Source organism: Limnofasciculus baicalensis BBK-W-15, assembly GCF_024178385.1.
GTDB lineage: Bacteria > Cyanobacteriota > Cyanobacteriia > Cyanobacteriales > Coleofasciculaceae > Limnofasciculus > Limnofasciculus baicalensis.
In genome coordinates this window covers 1-21175 of sequence record NZ_JAMZMM010000061.1, presented here as the reverse complement: position 1 = coordinate 21175, position 21175 = coordinate 1, and the positions used below count along the sequence as shown (strand labels likewise).

The window sequence follows — 21175 nt, the reverse complement described above, 5'->3', positions numbered from 1 at the left end:
CTCCCCACTCCCTACTCCCCATTCCCCATTCCCTTTTCACTCAGCGGACGATAAAATATACCAGCCAAGAATGGATGCGAGGGATTGTCCACCAATCAATAGTGCTGCCACTAGGGGCACTTTCAGGATTACAGGAGAACAAATGATGCTAATCAGCAGACAGATTAAGGCTGTGAGGACAGCGGTTACTACTTCGATTTCTTCTGCTGTCTTGAAACTGGTATAGACAGCAATGATGGCAATGGTTAGCGCAATCAATGATGGTATGAGCATCTCAACTACCTCTGGGAAGCTGAACACGTTTGTCTAATTATTTGGGTATGGTTTTTTATGCCACTCCTTCTATTCCTATCTTACAACTTGATGGTTGAGAAATCACCTCGTCGATTGAAGAGGGGAATACTTTAGAAAAAGTGCGATCGCAACGCCTGCCTTCGGCATCGCGCTGGCGTGTTCTATTCTTTCCTGTTTGATGAAGATATATTTTATTAAATTGAGAAGTTTTAAGATTTGGTAATGTTACTGTTACATGGGATTAGGATCGGAGGGATCTATTAGCTGTTGCAATGCGGTGGTATCGCTAGTACTAATTGCCTTGATCCATGATTGAATTGTACATCCATTATAGATCGATCCTAATAGATCTACTTTGAATTTTTCCAAACTGGGCAAACAAATTCTATCCATTTTCGCAAAATTTGTATCGAGACGGTAGGGAAAATTGCCTGTGAGTTCACGCAGACGCATTTGGTAGTCACGAGCGGGACTATATTCTTTTGCCTTATCTCCCCATAACTCAACAATTTTCACGGCTTTAGCTAATTGTTTGTCTGTTCCTTGAAATATGTAACCGTGGCAGTTTGTTTGTTGAAGATTGCGGGTTCGCTTACGAGTATCCTCTGGTTCAACTACAATGTAGTGAGGCGGGTTATGATAACGATCGTCGCGGGTTTTTGCCACCTCCAACCCATCCCCAATCCAAATATCAATAATCTTGGGCTTACCAGATAGGACATCTTCTAACATCCAGCAGAGGATCGCTACTTTTGTCTGATTGGCTTGAAAGTGAGTTTGACTGTCTCGAAATCTAGCTGTTATTTCAGTAGCTAACGGAAACCATGTTTTTATCTCAATCCCTGGTGTTATACCTGACATGCCATCGAGAATTATATCAGGAAATCCTGGATCTTGCCGTATCCACTTACAACCTTCTGACCAAATCTCTGATTGATTCAAGTGTCTAGCGATCGCGGATTCAATTAGATTACCAATAATGGGAGATAATTTACTGACAATTTTTGATATTTCTACGGCTCCTTGAAGATCGCTAGGTCTAGAAATGGTGATAACATCTATGGTATAATTTCTCAAGTTTAATAAAGCCGCCGTGGCGATTTCCAAAGCTTCCCGATAGTCCATTACTCTTCCATGTCATGAATAGTCATTTCAAGATTTTGCACAAAATCACTCAACGATATCCCAATTGCTTGACAAAATGAACGAAGTTCAACAATATCAATCCGCCTTTCACCCCGTTCGCATTTGCTGACAAATGATTGAGTTTGGTGAAGGCGTTTCGCCATTTGTTCCTGTGTCAGCCCCGCTGCTTTTCTAGCCAAGCGGAGGTTGCTTAAAAAGATGGCATATTCTTTTGTACAAATAGACTTATCCATCTAACCTCACCTCAAGAGCCATGATATAGTCTGTTTTGGAATAGTCCAAAATCGACTATAAAAAGTTGGTATGGTGAGATTTGGCGAGAGGAAAACGAATCGTGACTAAAATGCCGTACAGCACAGAAAGCATAGAAGTTTTGAACAGCAAACTGCACGAATCATCAGAAGTGGGTTGCCAAACCCACACTGCTATACCGACAACTACTATAGATTCGGTTCAGATTGAGATGGCTGATGTATTGACGCGCTATTCATCTTGGAAACCACCAACGGTTATCGTCTCAGATGGTGCTTATGGGTTGGGACTTTTCCCTGGAGATCCCCCAACACCAACTGATTTGGCAAACTGGTATGCGCCTCACATTGCTGCTTGGTCACGTTATGCTTTACCGGAGACAACTTTATGGTTTTGGTCCAGTGAAATTGGCTGGGCTAATATTCATCCAATATTGATACAAAGCGGTTGGCAATATCGCTCGGTAAATATATGGGATAAAGGAGTTGCCCACATCGCCGGAAATGTTAATAGTAAGACGATACGCCGCTTTCCAATTGTCACAGAAGTATGCGTCCATTACATTCGGAATGTTCAGTTACCAACTGGTGACAATCAATGTTTGCCCATGCAGCAATGGTTGCGTCATGAGTGGCTCCGAAGTGGACTACCTTTAAGTAAAACTAATGAGGCTTGTGGTGTCAAAAATGCCGCCACTCGCAAATATTTTACCCAGGATCATCTCTGGTATTTCCCGCCACCAGAAATGATGAAAAGTATCGTCACCTATGCGAATTTTTACGGTAAGCCGACAGAATGGCCTTACTTTTCAATTGATGGCAAATCTCCAGTCACAGCAGCAGAATGGTCAAAGATGCGATCGAAATGGTATCATATTCATGGTGTGACAAATGTTTGGTCTGAACCTGCTCTTCGGGGGACGGAACGAGTCAAAAATAGTCAAGCAAAGTCGATCCATGCTAACCAGAAACCTTTACGTTTAATTGAACGAATTATCCTGGCTTCTAGCGATCTAAATGATGTTATATGGGAACCATTTGGCGGTATGTGTTCGGTGGCGGTGGCTTCCTTGCGGAAAAATCGTCGTTGCTATAGTGCAGAAATTAACCCGGATTACTATTACATGGCAAAAGTTAGACTGGAACAAGAATACGATCTACTCAAGTCGTTTTTATTTCCTGAATTCCTTTAATTCTTCAAGGTAATTCTTCCCCAATCCTCCCATCCGACATCCTCACTCCACTCAAATCCACCTCACTCAAATCAACTTTATCCAAATTTGCCCCAGTCAAATCTGCCCCAGTCAAATCTGCCCCAGTCAAATTTACCCCAGTCAAATTTGCCCCCACTAACTCAGCATTCCCTAAATTAGCATTTGCCAACTTCGCCCAACTCAAATCCGCACCAATTAACCTGGCTGCCTGTAAGTTTGCCCCAACTAACTTGGCTTTCCGCAAACTCCCATAACTTAAATCTGCCCCACTTAAATCGGCAATAACTAACTTAGCCCCATCCAACTTAGCATGGCGCAAATCCGCTTTGCTGAGAATAGCCCCAATTAAATTAGCTTCCCGCAAATCTGCCCCAGCTAACCTTGCCCCAGCTAAATCCGCATTCTGAAAATTTCTACCACCTGCATCATAGCGCGATCGCACTTCGCCCACATCAGTAACGCTAATTTCTCTTTGGGGATTGCCGCGAAAGGTAAAGGTAAAGCTATCGCCACTTTGGATAACTCGCCACAATTCCTCATACATGGGATAAGATCCTACTCCACTTAATTTTACCCAACCTTTGGCTCTGGTTAGGGCGACAAATAATTGATTCCGTAATTGGAGATTACTTTCATCTTTGGCTACATTATCTAATCCCACTATATATACCATATCCGCCTCATTCCCTTTAGCGCGGTGGATGCGAGATATAGTTACCCCTCCCTCGCACCAAAACTGATTCGGCTTCCGGTTATCTCGATCAATTTCCAGGATATTACAGTCAGGCGCACTAGGAATATAGATATCAATTCCTTGAGATATCAAGAATTCGGCTATGGCGGTTTCTAGTTGGATGGCGGGGAAACCGCTACCTAAAACAATGACTAAAATTTCTTGACTAGGTTTGAGTTTATCGTGGCGGAGGTTATATAGAATATTTTCAGCTAAGGCAGTTAATTCTTCCTGACGGGAGCGATAAGCGATAAACTCTAATAGTTTACCATCCCAAAGTTCCGCTATCGGATTTGGTGAATTTTCTTTGGGGCGTTTTACGGTAATTTGTTGTCCAGGTAGAAAACTCCCCGTCACTTCATAGCCAATTGCTTGCCAATCTTCTACGCGAGTAATTCCTGTCAAGATTCCTCCTCGTCTTAACAACCCCATCCCAATACCATGGGCAGCAGTTAAAATAAGTCCGGGAGTACGGTAGCAGCGGTACATAGTTTCCGTTTTTCTGATGCCACCGGGATAATATCCTGTTACTAAATGCCCTAATTCTTCCCCAAATAATTCACTCGCATTGGGTATATTTAAGCTTGCCAAACTTTGGGCTTCGTCGTATCCCCAAATTAACCGCCGTTGTTCTGGTTGGGCAGGGTTAATCGGTCTTAATGCTTGATATGCCATCCAGTAAAATGGCTGTTTTCCCCCAAATTTTAGGCGATTATTTACGATTAAGTCTTGACCTTCGTCAATTAATATGGCATCATATAATTGGGGAAGCAGTCTGCCATGTAATAGTTCGTGGCACGCTACAGCTAGGCTTTCACTGGGTTGCTTGTCTGAAATATCTCCTGGAATCAGTCTTCTCACTCCTACTGCTTGACAAATATTACCATAGAGTCCCGGCTGGTTTTTTGCCCCCCAAGCATGAAGTACTTGTAGTTTTAGATTCAATTTATCGTATCCGACTTCACCGCTACTAAAACGACGGAGCCATTTATCTAGTTGAGTAATGATTGGCTGGTATAGGCTGCGGCTGAAAAAGACGAGGGCAATATCCCAGTTTGGGTGCTTTAAGTGGATATGGGCAGCTTTCTGGCAGAGTAGCACGGTTTTGCCAGATCCGGCAATGCCGCGAATCCGTTGGGGACCTGGGGCGATTTGTTTGGCGATATGTTCTTGATTTAAGTCAAATGGGGATAAGTTTTGGCGGATTTGGCTGAGGATATGGGCGCGGGTTTGTTTTTGGTTTTTTTGTTGGTGGTTGGGCGGTGGATGTAGCCGTTTGCGAAAGATAGGCGTACCGCTAACTACTGCTTTCAGTAGTTGCCACTGTGTTTCTTTGAGATGAGATCCTTTAATAATAGGACTAGTTTGGGCGATTAGCTTTAATAGAGAAGTATCTGATTTGAGATTAGGTAGCTCAGAATTTACCTGAAAAATTTTCCCCATCCTCCCACCTCCCCATATCCTCACTCCATCATTTACCGGATTTACCGGATTTATCTCATTTATCTGATTTACTGGATTTATCTCATTTATCTGATTTACTGGATTTATCTCATTTGTATGATTTACTGGATTTATCTCATTTGTATGATTTCCCCCATCTTCCCCATCTGCCCATGTTACCACTGCCTCATCGCTCAAAGCGCGATCGCGAACCTCGCCATACCGGAGGCAATCGCGAAATATAATAGACGGACAACTGGGAAGTTGGTAGAAACCACTGTCATACCATTGTGCTTCGGTAATTAATGGTAGAGCAATCAGGGCACGACCTGTAACTTGGCGGCGGAGAATCGGTTCGCGATCGCAGTATCCTAGTAAAGCGAATAGTTGGTTTTCGGCTTGTGCGTATGGACTACTTTCGGTAGTGTAGTAGTTTTGGAATTCCCAGCGATGTCCGGTAATAGTGAGAATTTGGTCAATAGTGACAGACTTAATCTCGATGACGATTAAACCCAGTTGGGCATCCACCACTAATATATCTGGTTCTTTTCTAGATTTCCCCACTTTACAGAAAATGGGATAGCGCCAGTAACCGATACATTCTCTCTTGGCAAAGACTTCCTGTATCGTATCCCAAACTATTTTTTCCCCGCCCTCGCCACTATTGCCTAACGCTTCCGTGGTAATGAATTTTCGGTTATCTTCTAACCAATCCCTCCTATTTTCGGGATTATCAACCCTTACTTCCCGATCTTCTCTACTTACTGTACCGATACTAACGCCTCCTTAAACTCCCGCGCCGATTTAAAATAAATATCCGGCTTATCCACCAAAGCAAAATCAATCACCTCGGCCAAACCTACCGGAATCGCTGAATTCCTTTGGCGAATTGGGATAGCATCCGTTTGCAATACTACCAAAAAAGGTTCCTTATCATCAAAATTCCGAGGACAACAACCCGTTAACATACAATATAACGAAGCCGCAGTAGCCCAAACATCTACTTCTGGGGTAACATATTTATAATCAATCACCTGCTGTCGGGGCAGAAATTCCAACGTACCCGCAAAATCTCTACCACTGAAAGTCTGTCCGCTTAATCCGGCTTGGTCGAAAGCTTTGGCTAATCCATAATCTCCCACTTTAGCAATAGTATCACTATTAATTCTAGTGAGAAAGATATTATGGGGTTTGATATCGCGGTGGACTAAACCCCTTCCCTGGGCAATTGTACCATCCGCTTGTCTCACATAAGGAATTTCGGCATAATGAGCATAGTCTAAGCCATCTAAAACTTGTAATATAATTGCGATCGCCTCCTCAACCGATAACGTGCCACCCCTTTTTGCCATTAAATCGACAACATTACCCCCTTCACAATAGTCCAAAGTAAAGAAAAAGCTATCATCGCAGTAACCATAATCTCGCAATCGCACTACATTGGGATGATTTAAGGCTTTGGTATTTGCCATTTCCCGTAAAAACCGTTTTACCCCACTTTCACTAGCCGCGACTTGGGGTAACATGACTTTGATGGCAACCCAATCGTTGGTATCTTGGTTTAAGGCGAGATAGACTTCACCGCATCCACCTGCACCGAGTTTTCTGATTATCTGATAACCGCGAATCGAGATAAGACTACTTTCCCCAGAAAGGGCACGTTGGATTAATTTCTTGAGAATACCAATAAAATTAGGGTTTTCTGGCTTTAAGTTAGCGTGCAATCTCTCAAACGACTCAAAGGAATCTCGTTCTATCCCAACTTCAAATACAGCATCCCCCACTATAATAGTATCGTTATTCTGTAGATCGTATTCCGGTAAATCTAGTTTTGCCCCTTCCTCCGGAGTTTGGTGGGGTTGGCGCTGTCCAATTTTTTGATTATTAACGTAAGTACCGTTTAAACTGCCAAAATCCCGGATTCTGATATCGGGCGGATTGATATCGAGGAAGCAGTGATACCGGGATATGTTACGATGGTCCCGATCGTCTGGTAATTGGAGATGACAGTCAGTAGCACGTCCGATTATACAGGTAGTGCGATCGCTAAATTGATATTCTTGTCCTTTAAGTTTACCTGCGATAATGGTAAGGGTGACTTTGGCTGGCATTGGTTGAGAGATATTTTTTTTAACGCAGAGGTACGCAGAGGTAGGAGAGAGGTACGCGGAGGTTTGTATTCTCTGTAGGGTGCGTTATGCGCAAGCTAACGCACCACTGCTATTATGCTTCTTTGTGGGTAAATCGCTCTATTAATTCTTCGCGGGATAGTTGGAGGCTGAATCGGGTAAAGTCTTCGGCTGGGAATTTTAGTAAGGTGGGAATGATGGCTAATAGTTGCTCATCAAGATTACCAAATCTGATTCTGATTTTTTGCTAGTTCCTTTCGCAGCTTCCCAAACGCTACTCATACAGCCTCTCTCGAGAGAGACTCTCTCCATATTACGATCATTAGCCATACATGACCAGATATATGGATATCAGCCTTATCGAAAAAATCGATAATTTCCTCAAACCATCCCACCCACCAATCATCCATCCGTTGCCCAAGCCTCTTGACATTTGACAGTGGTGAGGTTAATATTAGACAATGGGAATCCGTGCCCGCATGTAAAGTCGGTTTTGAAGGCTTGAGTAATGTTGGTTTTCTTTGATCCTGTCGGTTGGTGGCAAGGTTTGTTTTTTAACACAGAGGTACGCAGAGGTGACACGGAGGTACGCAGAGGGTAAAATGGGAATTGCTGGCGATGGCACGAAGTGCCCGCTGCGCGATCGCAAATCAATCGGGTAACAGTGCTTAGAATAGGATTGTCAACTACTTATCATTAATTTGGAGTGCCGATATCACGAGCGTCACCTTACCATAATTAATTGCCAAGCAGCCTAATCAGCTTGTCTTAGACTGGCTTGATGCCCAAACTCCAGAAACACTTTACCTCAGCGTCATCACTGTAGCGCTTCATTATATATATATAGATATATCCCAGAACCAGAGATCTCAGTTTAACCCTTTGCGATCTTTGCGTCTTCCTTTGCGCTATGAGCGTTAAAAATAAAATCCGATCTTGAAGGGAAGGATAAAGGAGCGCAGAAAACTACAAGTGAGTTTATTTTAGAGTTAAAAACTGACTTTACAGGAGCGCACGGATTCCCATTCTCTAATATTAACTTGACAAGTGTCAACTGTCAAGAGCCTTGGGCAACGGATTTGGTAACGGTTTTTCTGATCGGGTTTTACTGAAGAAAGTTTTACTGGATGCAATTGCTCAATCTGAAAAAACTGTTGCCCATCCCCCTTGACAATTGACAGTGGTGAGGTTAATATTAGACAATGGGAATCCGTGCCCGCATGTAAAGCCTGCTTTTAAGGCTTGCGTAATGTTGGTTTTCTGTTATTCTGTCGCTTAGTCGCAAGGTTTGTTTTTTAACACAGAGGTACGCAGAGGTGACACGGAGGTACGCAGAGGTTTTAATTTTTATCTTGCGTGCTGGTGATAGATCTGCTGTTACTGAAAATATCGATAAGTTTCCTCAATCCATCCCATCCACAAACAACTCATCCGTTACATCCGTTACCCATCCGTTGCCAAATTTCCTCCCCAACCCCCTTGACAATTGACACCCGCTCAGTTACCATTAGATAATGGTAACTTGTGCCCGCATGGAACCTTGATTTTCATGACCGAAATAATCTCACCTCTGATTATTCCAGATACCTCGTATATAGCAATAAGTATTTAGTGCGATCGCGTGGTACTGCTGCTAGCAGGAAGCAAATACCCCACATACACCACCATATCTGTAGGGGCGTTAGCGTTAGCGCTAGTCTAGCATTCGGGGGATAAGATTTGATTCCACCAACAGATTTATATCCGAATGCTTCGCCCTCCCCCCAACTACCGCGCATCGCATCCTTTTTCCAACACCCCTACAGATATTGATGACTAATTATTTTTAACGCCAAGAGCGCAAAGGGGTTAAAATCAGATCTCCGGTACTTGCAGAAATCCTATTTTCTCTATATATTAGATAAGTGCTGCAAAAACTATCTCGATACAACCGATCTGAGAGAGGCGGCAAAAAAAGGGAAAAGTTAAGAAGTGTAAAGGGCAAGAGGACAAAAGAGTCAAGCGCTACTTAGTCCTGGGCACACCGCAGACAATACGAAACCCGATGAGGCCGTACAACCCCACGCCCCAACCGTACCGGAAGCGATTCGCACTGCGACAGGACAACGGATCGTAAAACCACGAACCACCGCGCAGTATCCCCGTATTTACATTATTTTTATCTATCCACGGACTTCCATCATTAGGAGCGTTCGTGTAATTACCGTGCCAAGTATCGGCACACCACTCTCAAATATTCCCGTGCATATCGTATAGCCCAAAAGAATTAGCTAAACCAGAGCTACCTACTTCAGTAGTTGATTTCCGATAAATTCCTTTTGACTCTTTACCATAGACATAATTACCGTTGTAATTAGCTAAATCGGTAGTAATGGTTTCGCCGAAGTGAAAGGGTGTGGTCGTACCCGCTCGACAGGCATATTCCCATTCCGACTCGCTAGGTAGTCGATAATTCCGTCCTGTAGACTTACTCAGTCTAGCACAAAATTCTTCTGAATCATACGATGAAATTTTTTCTACTGGCAAATTATCTCCTTTAAAGTGGGATGGATTGAGTTTTAGTGAGCGATTTACTTGAGGCAAACCAGCCACAACTCGCCACTGTGCTTGGGTTACGGGGTATTTGCCCATGAAAAAGGGCGGTACTGTTACTTTATGTTGCGGACTTTCATCGCTATCTCGCCGTGACTCTGATTCCGGTGAACCCATTATAAATGTACCACCTGGAATCGATACCATTTCCAGATTGACATCCTTGGCCAATTTTTCAATAAAATATTGAGCCTCTAAGCGGCGACGGTTGGTAATTTTTCCCTTTATAAGAAAATAGCCTGAAAACCCCGTGACTTGAGTCCGGGGATGAAAGGCATTGGCAGACTTGAGTCTGCCATGATCTAATTAATAGGTCAGTATAAGACGTAAAAACCTACCCCCGGACTGGAGGAAAGTATACGCCCGAAACAACCTTGTGGAGATATCATTACGCCCTTGTGGCAAACGTAATGAGCCTCTTAACCTGATTTATCAGGATATTAAGGCGCTCGATGTCTTAAGAATCCCCTTGTCTTTAGACCGGGGAGTGTCAAATCTACCGTTACCGTATTGAAGGAGAAAGTCTGTAATGTATCGGGATTGAGGAGAGATAACCATTCCTTTACCGATTGAGGGCGGTTTTTCGCTTCCAACTCCATCCCTTTGAGGATAGCGTTATTTACCTTATCGCTAATCTGACTATTATATTGTTGTGGTGGTGGCAAAGTCAGATTACATTCCTTCCTCACATCCGCAGGTGGCGGTAACTTATCAGTCAGGAGATTATACAGAGTCGCAGCCAAAGCATGAACATCAGTATAAGCGCCAAACTTACCGCGCTTCTCATACTGTTCGATGGGGGCATATCTTTCAGTGCGATCGCTAGTTAAGCTTTGAGTATACCCGGTACTAAACTCCCGCGCTAACCCAAAATCGATTAATACTGCCGACAAGTTATCGCGCCGCAGCATAATATTCTGTGGTTTGATATCCCGATGTAATAATCCTTCCTGATGGAGATAACTGAGGGCATCCCCAATTTCCCCAATTATCCGCAAAGCTTCGGTTTCCGATAAAATACCCCTATCTTCTAGATAGTCTGCTAAATTATCACCTTCTACATATTCCATCACCAGATGCCACAAGTCTTCCTCTGGAAATACCGTATATACAGATACGATATGGGGATGGCGACATTTGGCGAGACGAAATGCTTCTTGGACGAATTTATTTTGCAGTGAGGTAAAGTTGGGTTTAGCCTGGTGATTGGCGTTGAGAGTTTTGATGGCTACTAGTTTGCCGGATGGTTTTTCGGTGGCGAGATAGGTGGTGCCGAATCCGCCTCCACCGAGGGTTTTTTGGATTGTATATTTACCGTCTTCGAGTGTTTGTCCAGTTGACCAATGGGGCATGAGAGTAGAGGGGCTGGGGTATCTAGTTTGATTATCCTTTATCTTTTTGTTTGGTGGCAAGGGTTGTTTTTAACGCAGAGGTACGCAGAGGTGATACGGAGGTACGCAGAGGGTTAAATTTTAATCTCTGGTGGTGGTGATATATCGGCTGTTACTGAAAATATCGCTAATTTACCTCAACCTATCCCACTCACAAACAACCCATCCGAAAAAACCGCGATCGAATTAGTTGCCCAAAGCTCTTGACATTTGACAGTGGTGAGGTTATTATTAGACAATGGAAATCCGTGCGTTCCTGGAAAGTCAGTTTTTGACGCTGGAATAAACCGGAGAGATGCCAAATTAGCCACTAGCCTTTAGCGATTTTTCCGTTTACTATTGCGCTGTTTCAGGATAACCCAAACCACAAAGGCGATAATCAAACCAAGCAGAACAACTTTAGACACTGGTCCGAGGTATTCATCTATTAACTCGTAATTATCTCCCAAGATATATCCTAAAAACGTTAACAACATTACCCAAGCAGTAGTCCCGAGGGTAGAATATATCAGGAATGGGGTTAACGGCATACCATTAAGTCCAGCCGGGAGAGAAATTAAAGTCCGAATACCTGGCACAAGACGACCGAAAAATACCGCCTTTTTCCCATAACGATTAAACCAGTTATTAACCTTATCAATATCTTTACCAGATACAGTAATCCACTTACCATATTTATCAGCTAAATTCTTTAAACGTTCTTCCCCAAAAAATACACCTGCATAGTACCAAGGAAATGCACCGAGAATAGTACCAATAACTCCTGCCAACACCGCCAGAGTAAAATTCATCTTACCCTCTGCTACAGTAAATCCGGCTAGAGGCATAATCAATTCCGAGGGGATAGGCGGAAACAGATTTTCAGCAAACATTAATAAGGCAATTCCCCAGTAGCCAAGGGAAGTCATTGTGTTAGTTATCCATTCCTGCATAGGAGAACACTAGGTATTGTAAAGTTAAAAGATCGAGCAAGCTTGTGCCACTATAACTCATCTGCGGCTATTTTGACATCCATCTTACTCTTTGCGTACCTTTGCGCGAACCTTTGCGTACCTTTGCGTTAAAAAAAAATCTATTCCATCCAACTGAGAAGCCTTAGAGAAACCCGGTTGATTTGAGAAAGTTGATCGCTATTCTTTGAGGGTTCCCAGTCTGGGATCTCCCGAGCCGGAGTAGACGGTTTTGCCTTCACCCCCAACCCCTCTCCCTCAAAAGAAAGGTAATTTACATAACGTAACAAATGGGCAAAGGCTGAAAGTGGCTTAACTTCGTTAATTTTATTAAGATTAATTCTCAATACTTGACGAGATTGCGTCGTTTCAGCTACTATGGTCGAATAATCCAAAGGAGGGCTAATGACCTTTTGGTTTTTTGGCACACTATTGCAATTCACTTCAATATTTTCTAATCTCTCTTATAGCATCCAAACAACTCAGTACATTTTCCGATCTTTTTGACATCCCCCGATCTAAAGACACAGGGTTTTCGACTTAATTTCCGATCGGCTGTCACGCATTTAATTCGATACTCCCCATTCCTCATTCCCTATTCCCCACTCCCAATTTTTTGCCAAGCTAATCTCGCCGCACCCACTATTCCTGCTTGATTACCTAATTCCGCCTTAAGTAACTGTACACCCTCACGAGAACTTGGCATCACCCGCCGTTCAATTTCTGCTAAAGCAGATGGAAAAAAGAATTCCGCACTAGCACTAACACCACCACCAATAATAATTGCTTCCGGTGTAAGAACATAGACTAAACTGGTAAGTCCTATCCCTAAATCTCGTCCGTAGTTTTTCCAGAATTCTAACGCAAATGAGTTACCCTCGTTTGCCAGAATCCCTAATTCAGCAGGCTCTTTCCCAGTACGACGGCGAATCGAACCGATGGAAAGATATTGCTCCAATGAACCCTGATTCCCACTATTACACATCGGGCTATCGGGATCTGGGTTAAAACTAATCAATCCTAACTCACCTGCCCTACCACCATGACCTGTAAAAAGTTTACCATCTAATATAATCGCACCGCCAACACCAGTCCCAATAGTTAGTAAAATCGAATTACGAAATCGCCTTGCCGCACCTAACCAAGCTTCCCCCAATCCTGCACAATTAGCGTCATTAGCGATAACTGTCGGTAAACCTGTTTTCGCTTCCAGCCAATCGGCTAAGGGAATATTCTGCCATCCTACTAGATTAATAGCTACGATCGCAATTCTACCCGCCGCATCTGCTGGTCCGGGTGTACCCACTCCAATTGCTACTACAGTCCCATGAGGATTAAGTTTTGCGATGCCGAAGGCTGGCGTTGCCATCGCATCCACCATCTTTTCTACCACAGCCTCTGGTGTAGCAGGTTGGGGGGTGGGGATTGTCAAAGATTGGACGCAAGTACCATCTTCCTGAAAGCGTCCGAGTTTAATTGCGCTTCCACCTAAATCAATACCGATTACTTCGTTGGACATGAAAATTGCTAATGGTTAATGGCTAATGGCTAATTGTTAACCAATAACAAGATTACCTACACTGAAGATGAAAGACAAGAGGTTTTGCATTACTCACCCGATGCCAAACTTGAATTCTAGATATGGTAGGGTGGGCATTGCTGTTATCTTTTAGCAAAAATCCCAAATTTGGGTGCAATGCCCACCCTACTATAATTAGTCCTTACTACAACCGACTCACTCCTCCAATCCCACCTGCTTAAGCACCTCCAACGGTAATTCTAGCGCCTCAACAATTTGCTCATCGCTTAAGCCAAATCGCCGTAATTTATCAATTCTTTCCATATTAGTTTGATTATTATTGCGCTGCTGTAAGTTAGGATTAGCAGGCTGAATTTTAGCTGGAGTGGTATTGGGTTTGTCTGAACAAATGTTGATGTACCCAATATTGTTATTGTCTCTAATTTTGCTTTTAGTAAAAGTAATACTCAGATTACCTTGTCGTTCTAGGACTGATTTAAGATTACCGTTATTAACAGGTTCATCAAATACATCAGATAACATTTTCAATAGAGCGTAACCTACATCCTTAACATAACCAGTTGAAGAACCATTATTTTCAGCAATCTCAGAATACTTTTGACGTTTCAGGGTTCCCTCAATAATTCCACGTTGTAAGTCATTTAGATATTTACCTGTCTTGAGATAAACAGCCTCATCCACAAATTGCAATACTTCTTGAACGTGCATAATTAGGGATGTGAGAAGACTGAGAGTATTGTAGCAGACTTTATCCGTATTTTTCAGTTTTTATCCGTCGTTATTCGTTCTTTACAGGAACTTTACAAAGATCCGCCTTTTTCCGCTTTTCATTTTTGGGCGGTCAGTATATTGTGGGTAGGGAACAAAAACCAGGGTGCTGCGAAGGAAAAGTTAGTCTCAGTTTTTACTGAGGAAGCCCAGGAGAAGGAAGCAAACATGTTGCTCAATGAACTATTAAAACAAGATGACGACAAGAAAATTGTCGAAAATCCAAAAATCATAGAATTTTCCAGTAAAACAGTTAGATTTGGAGACTCGTTATATCAACTCCGTAATGTAACTGGATTTGAAGTAGGAAAAATACCGAAAAACAAACTACCACTTCTCTGGATTATTGGATTGTTTGCTGTTGGTCTTGCATTCTTAATAGCAGTGGTTGGTATAATCCCGATAGGAATTGCAATTTGGCTGATATATGCTCATGTTAATCAAGTGCAAAAATATGGTTTTATATTGAGTCTAAACTCAGGAGAAACTACATATTTTATCAGTAGTGACAAGAATTTTTTAGGAAAGATAGTATCAGGGCTATATAGGCTTATGGAAGGTGACATAGAAAGCATTGTTGTCAATTTTCAAGATAGAACAGTTAATGTATATGGTAAAGTAGAAGGAGTACTATCTACTGGCGATAATGCTCAAATTCGATAATGCAAAAAATGTTAATTTAATACAGGAGTAATTAATTGTGATGCAAAATAGATCTATAAATGTATCTGGGCAAGGAAAAGTAGAGGGAGTTATAAGCACAGGAGACAATGCCAAAATTATTCAGCATATTGCTAATGAAGAAGCAGATTTATCTGAGGAAATTATGGGGCTTTTAGACGAGTTAGCAAAAAGGTATTCTGCTGCTGCTGAATTTCAAAAGCAAACTGTCCTACAGATGGAATTACAAAATAAGTTAAAAAGCGATCCAACATTCAGAGATCGTTTCATTAATGCTGCCAAATCTGGGGGAGTAGAGTTGATAAAAGTACTGACTAACAATCCGTTTGTGAGTGTGCCATTAGAAACAGTCAAGGGGTGGATTGAGACAGAACCAGTTTAGGCTATCTTCGCAGTGTAATTATAGTGCGATGGCAACGCCAGCCAGAGGCATCACTCTTGTAGGGTGGGCATTGCCCGTATCTTCTAGTAACATCGCTCTTGTAGGGTGGGCATTACCATTATCATTTAGCAAATATCTCAGATATTGGTGCAATGCCCACCCTACTATTATTCACTAGGAAAAAATCTCAGATATTGGTGCAATGCCCACCCTACCATTATTCACCAAAATTCATCCCACCAAAATTCGGGACTTGTGCCTTTCTTCCACCACAACTACAAGCCCAATCATCTCTATATCCGCCTCTTTCTACCCACCTGCTGAAACTAGAATATTCCCACAAATGGGGACAAGAGACTAACCCATGCTTAACTGGATTGTAATGGATATAGTCTAAATGCTTCTCTAGGTCAGATTCATCTCTAATTACATGTTCCCAAAACCGACGCTGCCACACATTGCTTTCTCGATGTTTACGACGAGAGGCAGAAACATTTTTAGGTAACGAGCGTTTTCCTCGTATCATCCGCGTAAACAGAATCTTAAACCGAGAAACCCGGTAGGAGTAATTTGTATCACCTGGTGGCAGGGTCCAGAGAAAATGAATATGGTTAGGTAAAATTACTGCACCAGTAATCTCAAAAGGTCTTTCGGTACGAGTTTTGGCAATAGCTAACCGTAAACGGCAGATATTTTCTGCTTCAGAGAACAAAGGGATGCGATGGTAAGTTACAAGGGTAAGGAAAAACGTTCCACCTAGCACATAAGCTCTACGATATTCGGGCATCAGGATAAGTTCGGAGGGTGGGCATTGTAGTTATCTTTTAGTAAAGATGCCCATATTTGGGTGGAATCCTCACCCTACCCTTATTCTTGTAGTACTTGTAGGGTGGGCATTGCCGTTGTCTTGTCGCCAAGATGCCCAAATTTTGCTCCAATGCCCACCCTACCATTAGTGATGCTTTTATTGAGTAGGGTGGGCATTGCCGTTATCTTGTCGCCAAGATGCCCAAATTTTGCTGCAATGCCCACCCTACTATGAGGTACTAAACATATCCTACCCAGCACAAGATTTAAGTATCCAACCAATAACAATCCCCAATCCACCAAACCGCACAGCCATCCAAAATGGTTCCTTAAGACTACCCCAAGAAAATAACTGGCTTTCTAAATTAAGTTCAATTATTTCTAATTGTGCTTTGATTTGCTGCAATTCAGCTTGCAAAGCCTGTTGATTGTTTGTTTTCCGTAGAGATTTTCTGACTTCCTCCCGACGGTGTTGGAGTTGGGCTTGTCGCTGGCGATCGCGCTCTACTTGGTTGTAGCGTGCTTTAATAGATTCGAGCGATCGCTCGACTTCTGATAAAGCTTGCTCAAACTCGTCTGTATCAGTATCCTCCTGGTTTGAGCCAGAATCATCAGCAGATGGCACTGACGGGTCTTGAGGCATATTTCTTAGATGATCTTAAGTAGATTAGAGTAATATTAAATGCTATCGTAACCGAACTCATGCCTGAATCCACCCAAATCGCCCAACCCAATCCTCTCGCCCAACTGAGTACATTAGAACTTGCTCAAGCACTAGCAGAGCGTCTGAGCATTAAACCTAATGATTGGCATCGATTAAAGTCCAATCGCCCAGCCAGAGCGGGGGAACAAGCTGCTGCTGCTTTAGTATTCCTCCTCAAAGAAGAGACTGAAGAAGCCCTAGTTAGATTTCACCAAGCATCAGGATGGCTGGATAGATCGATCTCCGCACCACCCTGCCCGACTCATAGATGAAGGGTCAAGGATGAATTGTGAAGGATGAAGAAGTTCAAAATATTAAGCATAAATGCTAATTGACTATCGACTATCATCAATAGTATTCCTGAAAGTCTTCAGCCTTCATCCTTTATCCTTCCCTATTCCCCTCTAAGGAATTAAAGGCAATCGAGAGCGACTATTCACCTCCTTACAAAGCCTTAATTCTGTACCCTGAGAATTCCAATGGACGCGATCAAAAATTTGGTGGAGTAGACATAAGCCTCTACCACTTTCTGATTCATCAACTGGGAGACTACTGTCAAAGTCAACTTGACAACTAGGAGGGGAAAAGCCGGAACCTTCGTCTATAATTGTCCACCAATATTCGTCATTTATTACTGAAAAATGAACCACTACCGTCTTACTTGGGTCTAAATTATTGCCATGCTTTGCCGCGTTTACCAATGCTTCTTGAAGCCCCAGCCGGATTTCTGGCTGCCATTTAAGGGGAATCTTTTTGACGAGTAAGTCTAAAATTGGGCAAAGGTAAAGGGTAGAAGCAAAGCTAATTGTTCCCCAGTCCTGTTCAACTGGTCGTAATGATGATATAGCAATCACTCAAAAAAACCCCTAGCTTTTATTTGGTGGACTTGACACCTTACACAACTTGCCGCCGTGTGTTTTCATCTCATCTTTCTCAAACCCGATTTAGCCGCTTAGGTACTATCTATTTGACACTCCCCGGTCTAAAGACAGAGGGATTCTTAAGACTTCGCAGCCCTAATATCCTGATGGCTCAGGTTCCCGTGCGCAATCTTTTTACCACAAAGGTAGTCTGCTATCCCAGTCTTACAACTGGCTCATCGGGCGTGTACTTTCCTCCAGTCCGGGGGTAGGTTTTTATGTCTTATACTGACTTCTCCATTGTATCGAAACCATCTCTTAAACACCAGAGGTAGACTGGAAATAACCTCTGGGCAAGGAGTTTGGCACTTTTGCAAACAAGAAGTAAGAGGAAAGAGGAAGCTCTAAACTCTTGTCTGTCACCTCTTGTGAAGAAAGGCAACGCATTCAACATGAGGGGTTTGGGGAAAGAAATCAGCAGGTTGAACATGGCTTAACTGATAGTCACCACTCTGACACAAGAGTTTAAGATCTCGTGCTAAGGTGGCGGGCTTACAGCTAACATATACAATACGTTTGGGTAAGGTAGAAAGAAGGGTTTCGATGACAACGCGATCGCAACCTTTGCGAGGCGGATCTAGTAGTACAATATCTGGTACGATCCCCAGTTTCGGGAGCAACTCCTCGACAGTCCCGATTTGAAATGTGATATTAGTAATCCCGTTAATTCTGGCATTAACCTGGGCTTGTGCCACTGCTGTTAATTGCACTTCCAAACCAATTACTTCTCGCACTCGTTTGGCTAAGGGTAAGGAGAAAGTACCAATGCCACAATAGGCATCGACTAATACTTCATCCCCTTGCAGTTCAAGTTGTGCCGCGATCGCGTTTAATAGTCTCTCAGCTACCTCAGTGTTGATTTGGAAAAAGGTATCTGGCTTGAGCTGAAACTCAATACCAGCAAATTCCTCAAGCAAGTAAGGCTTTCCTGCAATACAGCGAGTTTCGCTACCGAAAATAATATTATTGGCCTCGCGCTGGGAATTCATACAGACTCCCACAAGTTGGGGGTAGCGCGTCAGCCACTCTTGAGCTTGGACTTCCAGATCTAGTAAATTCCAGTTAGTACTAACTAATGTCAGCAAAATTTCACCACTCCGTCGTCCAATCCGCAAAGAGAGGTGACGGAGCTTTCCTTGGTGGTTGATTTCGTCGTATATTGACCATCCCCGTTTTTGGATATCCTGTTTAATTTGGGCTAACAGGGGATTCAGTCGGGCATCTTGCACTGGACATTGATTCAAATTAACAAGCTGGTGAGAACCTTTTTGATAATATCCTGCTTGAACTTGACCTGTTGTTGAACGCTTCAGGGGATAAGTTGCCTTATTGCGATAGGTAAGGGGAGACTCAGAAACCAAAATTGGTGCTATTGGTAATGAGGTAAAGCCTCCAATACGGGTTAAGGCTTGCACCACTAGATTCTGTTTCGCCAATTGCTGGTAATCGTAGTCAATATGCTGCCACTGACAGCCGCCACACTTATCCGCCACAATACAGTGAGGACGGATGCGATGGGGAGACCTTTCTAGTAACTCATAGAGCTTACCCGTAGCATAGTTAGGCTTGACCCGGACTAATCGTACCAAAACGCGATCGCCCGTTACAGTATCTGGGACAAAAACTACTCGCTCCCCCAAACGACCAACGCCTTCGCCAGTATCATTGAGATCGGTAATAGTCACTTCAACCAATTGACCTTGTTGCCACATATCTGGAGAGGGATCAGCCCTTGACTCCTTATTTACTTCACTATCGTTAGTAATCATTCAGTTTTTCCAGGGAGTAGGGAGTAAGGAGTGGGGAGTAGGGAGTTCTCAGTTCTCAATATTAATTCAAAACGGATTCCATCCCACTGCCCTCTCCAAAACTCTCCTCCCCATCCTCCCCATTTCCCATGCCCCTTTATTTGTGTCACCTAGAGTCGGTAAACTACAAGTATTACCTGATTTATTCCAATAACATGAGTGTAGTTAGCCAAGTTATTCTCAAAGCAGACGACGAACTCCGATATCCTAGTTCTGGCGAACTCCAAGGTATTGGTGCATTTCTGCAAACGGGTGAGCGACGGATGCAGATTGCTGCAACCCTAGCCGAAAATGAAAAAAAGATAGTCGCAGAAGCCAGCAAGCAGCTATGGCAGAAACGCCCTGACTTCATCTCTCCAGGCGGTAACGCTTATGGACAGAAGGAACGGGCACAATGCCTGCGGGACTACGGCTGGTACTTGCGACTGGTTACTTATGGTCTCCTGGCTGGGGATAAGGAGCCTATTGAACAAATCGGGATTGTCGGGGTAAAGGAAATGTACAACTCCCTAGGCGTACCCGTGGCGGGGATGATTGAATCAATCCGTTGCTTAAAAAATGCCTCTTTGCAATTACTCAGCGCTGAAGATGGGATTGAAGCAGCTCCCTACTTTGATTACATCATTCAATCAATGTCTTAATTCTTAGTTGTGGGTTGTTAGTTATTGGTTGTTGGTTGTTGGTTACTGGTTATTTTTTAACTGACAACTGACAACTATCAACTAACAACCCACAACCCACAACAAAAAAAAATAACGAAAAAACCGACAGTTTCTAGGGGAGAAGCTGTCGGAGTATGTGTGTTCCCTATTGATGACTCAGCTAGAGTGCAGTCATAATTATTTATTATGGTCAGTTTCCTTTCTGAGGATAGCGATCTAGATCAACCAATTCTTGTGAATTAGATCATAAGCTGTTGTGCATCGTTCTAACAGACAAAAAACCTCCCAACAATATTATTTGTGAAGAAACTCCCCTGGCATTCCCTATTACTCCTACTGTTTACAGATAGTATCTTTGGCTGGTTAATCGCAGCCTCAGAATTGCTATTAGAATCAGATAAGGATTTGTTCTTGTGGCTGCTTGGGGCAGGTTATGTCATGTTAATTGTTTTGGCATTAACGGCTCCATTAACAATGATTCAAACTGTTTACTCTACTTGGCTTAAATCAGATACTAGAGCCTTACTTTCTATAATTTTCAGCGCTTTTTTGGCAGTAATTCTGATTCGCTGGATTCAGCTTTTTATCCGTATTTTAGTTTTACTATCCGCCGGAGCTTTAGCACGGATAGACTTGCAAGTAGCAGGTTATACTCCATTGCAAGCTTTTAAAATTCTTGCAGTTTTTTCCCTGACTGGTTACGGTTTAGGGATAATAGCACATCAGCTAGTTAGAGTAATTTTTTGACGGGGAGTGGGGAG

Annotated in this window: 20 protein-coding genes; 6 read left to right on the top strand and 14 right to left on the bottom strand. The window is 42.9% G+C overall.

Features of this window, described 5'->3' with window-relative positions; translation table 11 throughout:
* Window positions 1-36 precede the first annotated feature (36 nt).
* The 3 genes from NJ959_RS08645 to NJ959_RS08635 form a co-directional block, all read right to left on the bottom strand.
* Entirely contained in the window at window positions 37-273 is a 237-nt protein-coding gene (locus tag NJ959_RS08645; protein WP_254011355.1) for a hypothetical protein, read from the bottom strand.
* Window positions 274-525: 252 nt separating this feature from the next.
* A complete protein-coding gene (locus tag NJ959_RS08640; RefSeq protein WP_254011354.1) occupies window positions 526-1419 on the bottom strand; it encodes a hypothetical protein in 894 nt (297 codons plus the stop codon).
* Window positions 1419-1673 carry a helix-turn-helix domain-containing protein gene (locus NJ959_RS08635; RefSeq protein WP_254011353.1) on the bottom strand — a complete coding sequence of 85 codons (255 nt, stop codon included), beginning with the start codon at window positions 1671-1673 and terminating at the stop codon, window positions 1419-1421. The genes NJ959_RS08640 and NJ959_RS08635 overlap by 1 nt, the downstream gene beginning before the upstream one ends.
* A 110-nt stretch (window positions 1674-1783) precedes the next feature.
* On the opposite strand from NJ959_RS08635, the gene NJ959_RS08630 reads away from it, so the two are divergent.
* A complete protein-coding gene (locus NJ959_RS08630) occupies window positions 1784-2884 on the top strand; it encodes a DNA methyltransferase (RefSeq protein WP_254011356.1) in 1101 nt (366 codons plus the stop codon).
* 4 nt (window positions 2885-2888) lie between these two features.
* Here NJ959_RS08630 and NJ959_RS08625 read toward each other — a convergent pair whose 3' ends face one another.
* The 7 genes from NJ959_RS08625 to NJ959_RS08595 all read right to left on the bottom strand — a co-directional run bounded on the left by NJ959_RS08625 (window position 2889) and on the right by NJ959_RS08595 (window position 14391).
* On the bottom strand, window positions 2889-5768 hold the full coding sequence (locus NJ959_RS08625; RefSeq protein ID WP_373693630.1) for a pentapeptide repeat-containing protein: 2880 nt from the start codon (window positions 5766-5768) through the stop codon (window positions 2889-2891).
* Between the two features lie 74 nt (window positions 5769-5842).
* The gene (locus NJ959_RS08620; RefSeq protein WP_254011351.1) at window positions 5843-7192 is read right to left on the bottom strand and encodes a protein kinase domain-containing protein; all 1350 of its coding nucleotides are present in this window, start codon (window positions 7190-7192) and stop codon (window positions 5843-5845) included.
* A gap of 2247 nt (window positions 7193-9439) precedes the next feature.
* The gene (locus tag NJ959_RS08615; RefSeq protein ID WP_507237485.1) at window positions 9440-9949 is read right to left on the bottom strand and encodes a formylglycine-generating enzyme family protein; all 510 of its coding nucleotides are present in this window, start codon (window positions 9947-9949) and stop codon (window positions 9440-9442) included.
* Window positions 9950-10242: 293 nt separating this feature from the next.
* Entirely contained in the window at window positions 10243-11154 is a 912-nt protein-coding gene (locus tag NJ959_RS08610; RefSeq protein WP_254011350.1) for a serine/threonine protein kinase, read from the bottom strand.
* A gap of 356 nt (window positions 11155-11510) precedes the next feature.
* Window positions 11511-12125: a DedA family protein gene (locus NJ959_RS08605; protein ID WP_254011349.1), complete on the bottom strand. Its 615-nt coding sequence runs from the start codon at window positions 12123-12125 to the stop codon at window positions 11511-11513.
* Window positions 12126-12738: 613 nt separating this feature from the next.
* Window positions 12739-13662, bottom strand: a complete 924-nt coding sequence (locus NJ959_RS08600; RefSeq protein ID WP_254011348.1) for an ROK family protein — start codon at window positions 13660-13662, stop codon at window positions 12739-12741.
* Between the two features lie 216 nt (window positions 13663-13878).
* Complete coding sequence (locus NJ959_RS08595; RefSeq protein WP_254011347.1) at window positions 13879-14391, bottom strand: helix-turn-helix domain-containing protein; 513 nt, start codon at window positions 14389-14391, stop codon at window positions 13879-13881.
* A gap of 228 nt (window positions 14392-14619) precedes the next feature.
* Here NJ959_RS08595 and NJ959_RS08590 point away from each other — a divergent pair, with 228 nt between their 5' ends.
* Both NJ959_RS08590 and NJ959_RS08585 read left to right on the top strand, forming a co-directional pair.
* Complete coding sequence (locus NJ959_RS08590; protein WP_254011346.1) at window positions 14620-15114, top strand: DUF6232 family protein; 495 nt, start codon at window positions 14620-14622, stop codon at window positions 15112-15114.
* Between the two features lie 37 nt (window positions 15115-15151).
* Window positions 15152-15514: a hypothetical protein gene (locus NJ959_RS08585; RefSeq protein ID WP_254011345.1), complete on the top strand. Its 363-nt coding sequence runs from the start codon at window positions 15152-15154 to the stop codon at window positions 15512-15514.
* Window positions 15515-15731: 217 nt separating this feature from the next.
* On the opposite strand, the gene NJ959_RS08580 is transcribed toward NJ959_RS08585, so the two are convergent.
* Window positions 15732-16301, bottom strand: coding sequence for an REP-associated tyrosine transposase (locus NJ959_RS08580; protein WP_254011344.1), 570 nt, complete (start codon window positions 16299-16301; stop codon window positions 15732-15734).
* A gap of 270 nt (window positions 16302-16571) precedes the next feature.
* Window positions 16572-16964: a sll0565 family protein gene (locus NJ959_RS08575; protein WP_254011343.1), complete on the bottom strand. Its 393-nt coding sequence runs from the start codon at window positions 16962-16964 to the stop codon at window positions 16572-16574.
* Window positions 16965-17023: 59 nt separating this feature from the next.
* On the opposite strand from NJ959_RS08575, the gene NJ959_RS08570 reads away from it, so the two are divergent.
* Window positions 17024-17296, top strand: a complete 273-nt coding sequence (locus NJ959_RS08570; protein ID WP_254011342.1) for a DUF6439 family protein — start codon at window positions 17024-17026, stop codon at window positions 17294-17296.
* A 132-nt stretch (window positions 17297-17428) separates the two neighbouring features.
* Here NJ959_RS08570 and NJ959_RS08565 read toward each other — a convergent pair whose 3' ends face one another.
* Together NJ959_RS08565 and rlmD are read right to left on the bottom strand one after the other, a co-directional pair.
* Window positions 17429-17878, bottom strand: coding sequence for an ATP-binding protein (locus tag NJ959_RS08565; RefSeq protein ID WP_254011341.1), 450 nt, complete (start codon window positions 17876-17878; stop codon window positions 17429-17431).
* 425 nt (window positions 17879-18303) lie between these two features.
* Entirely contained in the window at window positions 18304-19656 is a 1353-nt protein-coding gene (gene rlmD, locus NJ959_RS08560; RefSeq protein ID WP_373693629.1) for a 23S rRNA (uracil(1939)-C(5))-methyltransferase RlmD, read from the bottom strand.
* 251 nt (window positions 19657-19907) lie between these two features.
* On the opposite strand from rlmD, the gene NJ959_RS08555 reads away from it, so the two are divergent.
* Window positions 19908-20393: an allophycocyanin subunit alpha-B gene (locus NJ959_RS08555; protein WP_254011339.1), complete on the top strand. Its 486-nt coding sequence runs from the start codon at window positions 19908-19910 to the stop codon at window positions 20391-20393.
* Window positions 20394-20714: 321 nt separating this feature from the next.
* Window positions 20715-21161 carry a hypothetical protein gene (locus NJ959_RS08550; RefSeq protein ID WP_254011338.1) on the top strand — a complete coding sequence of 149 codons (447 nt, stop codon included), beginning with the start codon at window positions 20715-20717 and terminating at the stop codon, window positions 21159-21161.
* Window positions 21162-21175 lie beyond the last annotated feature (14 nt).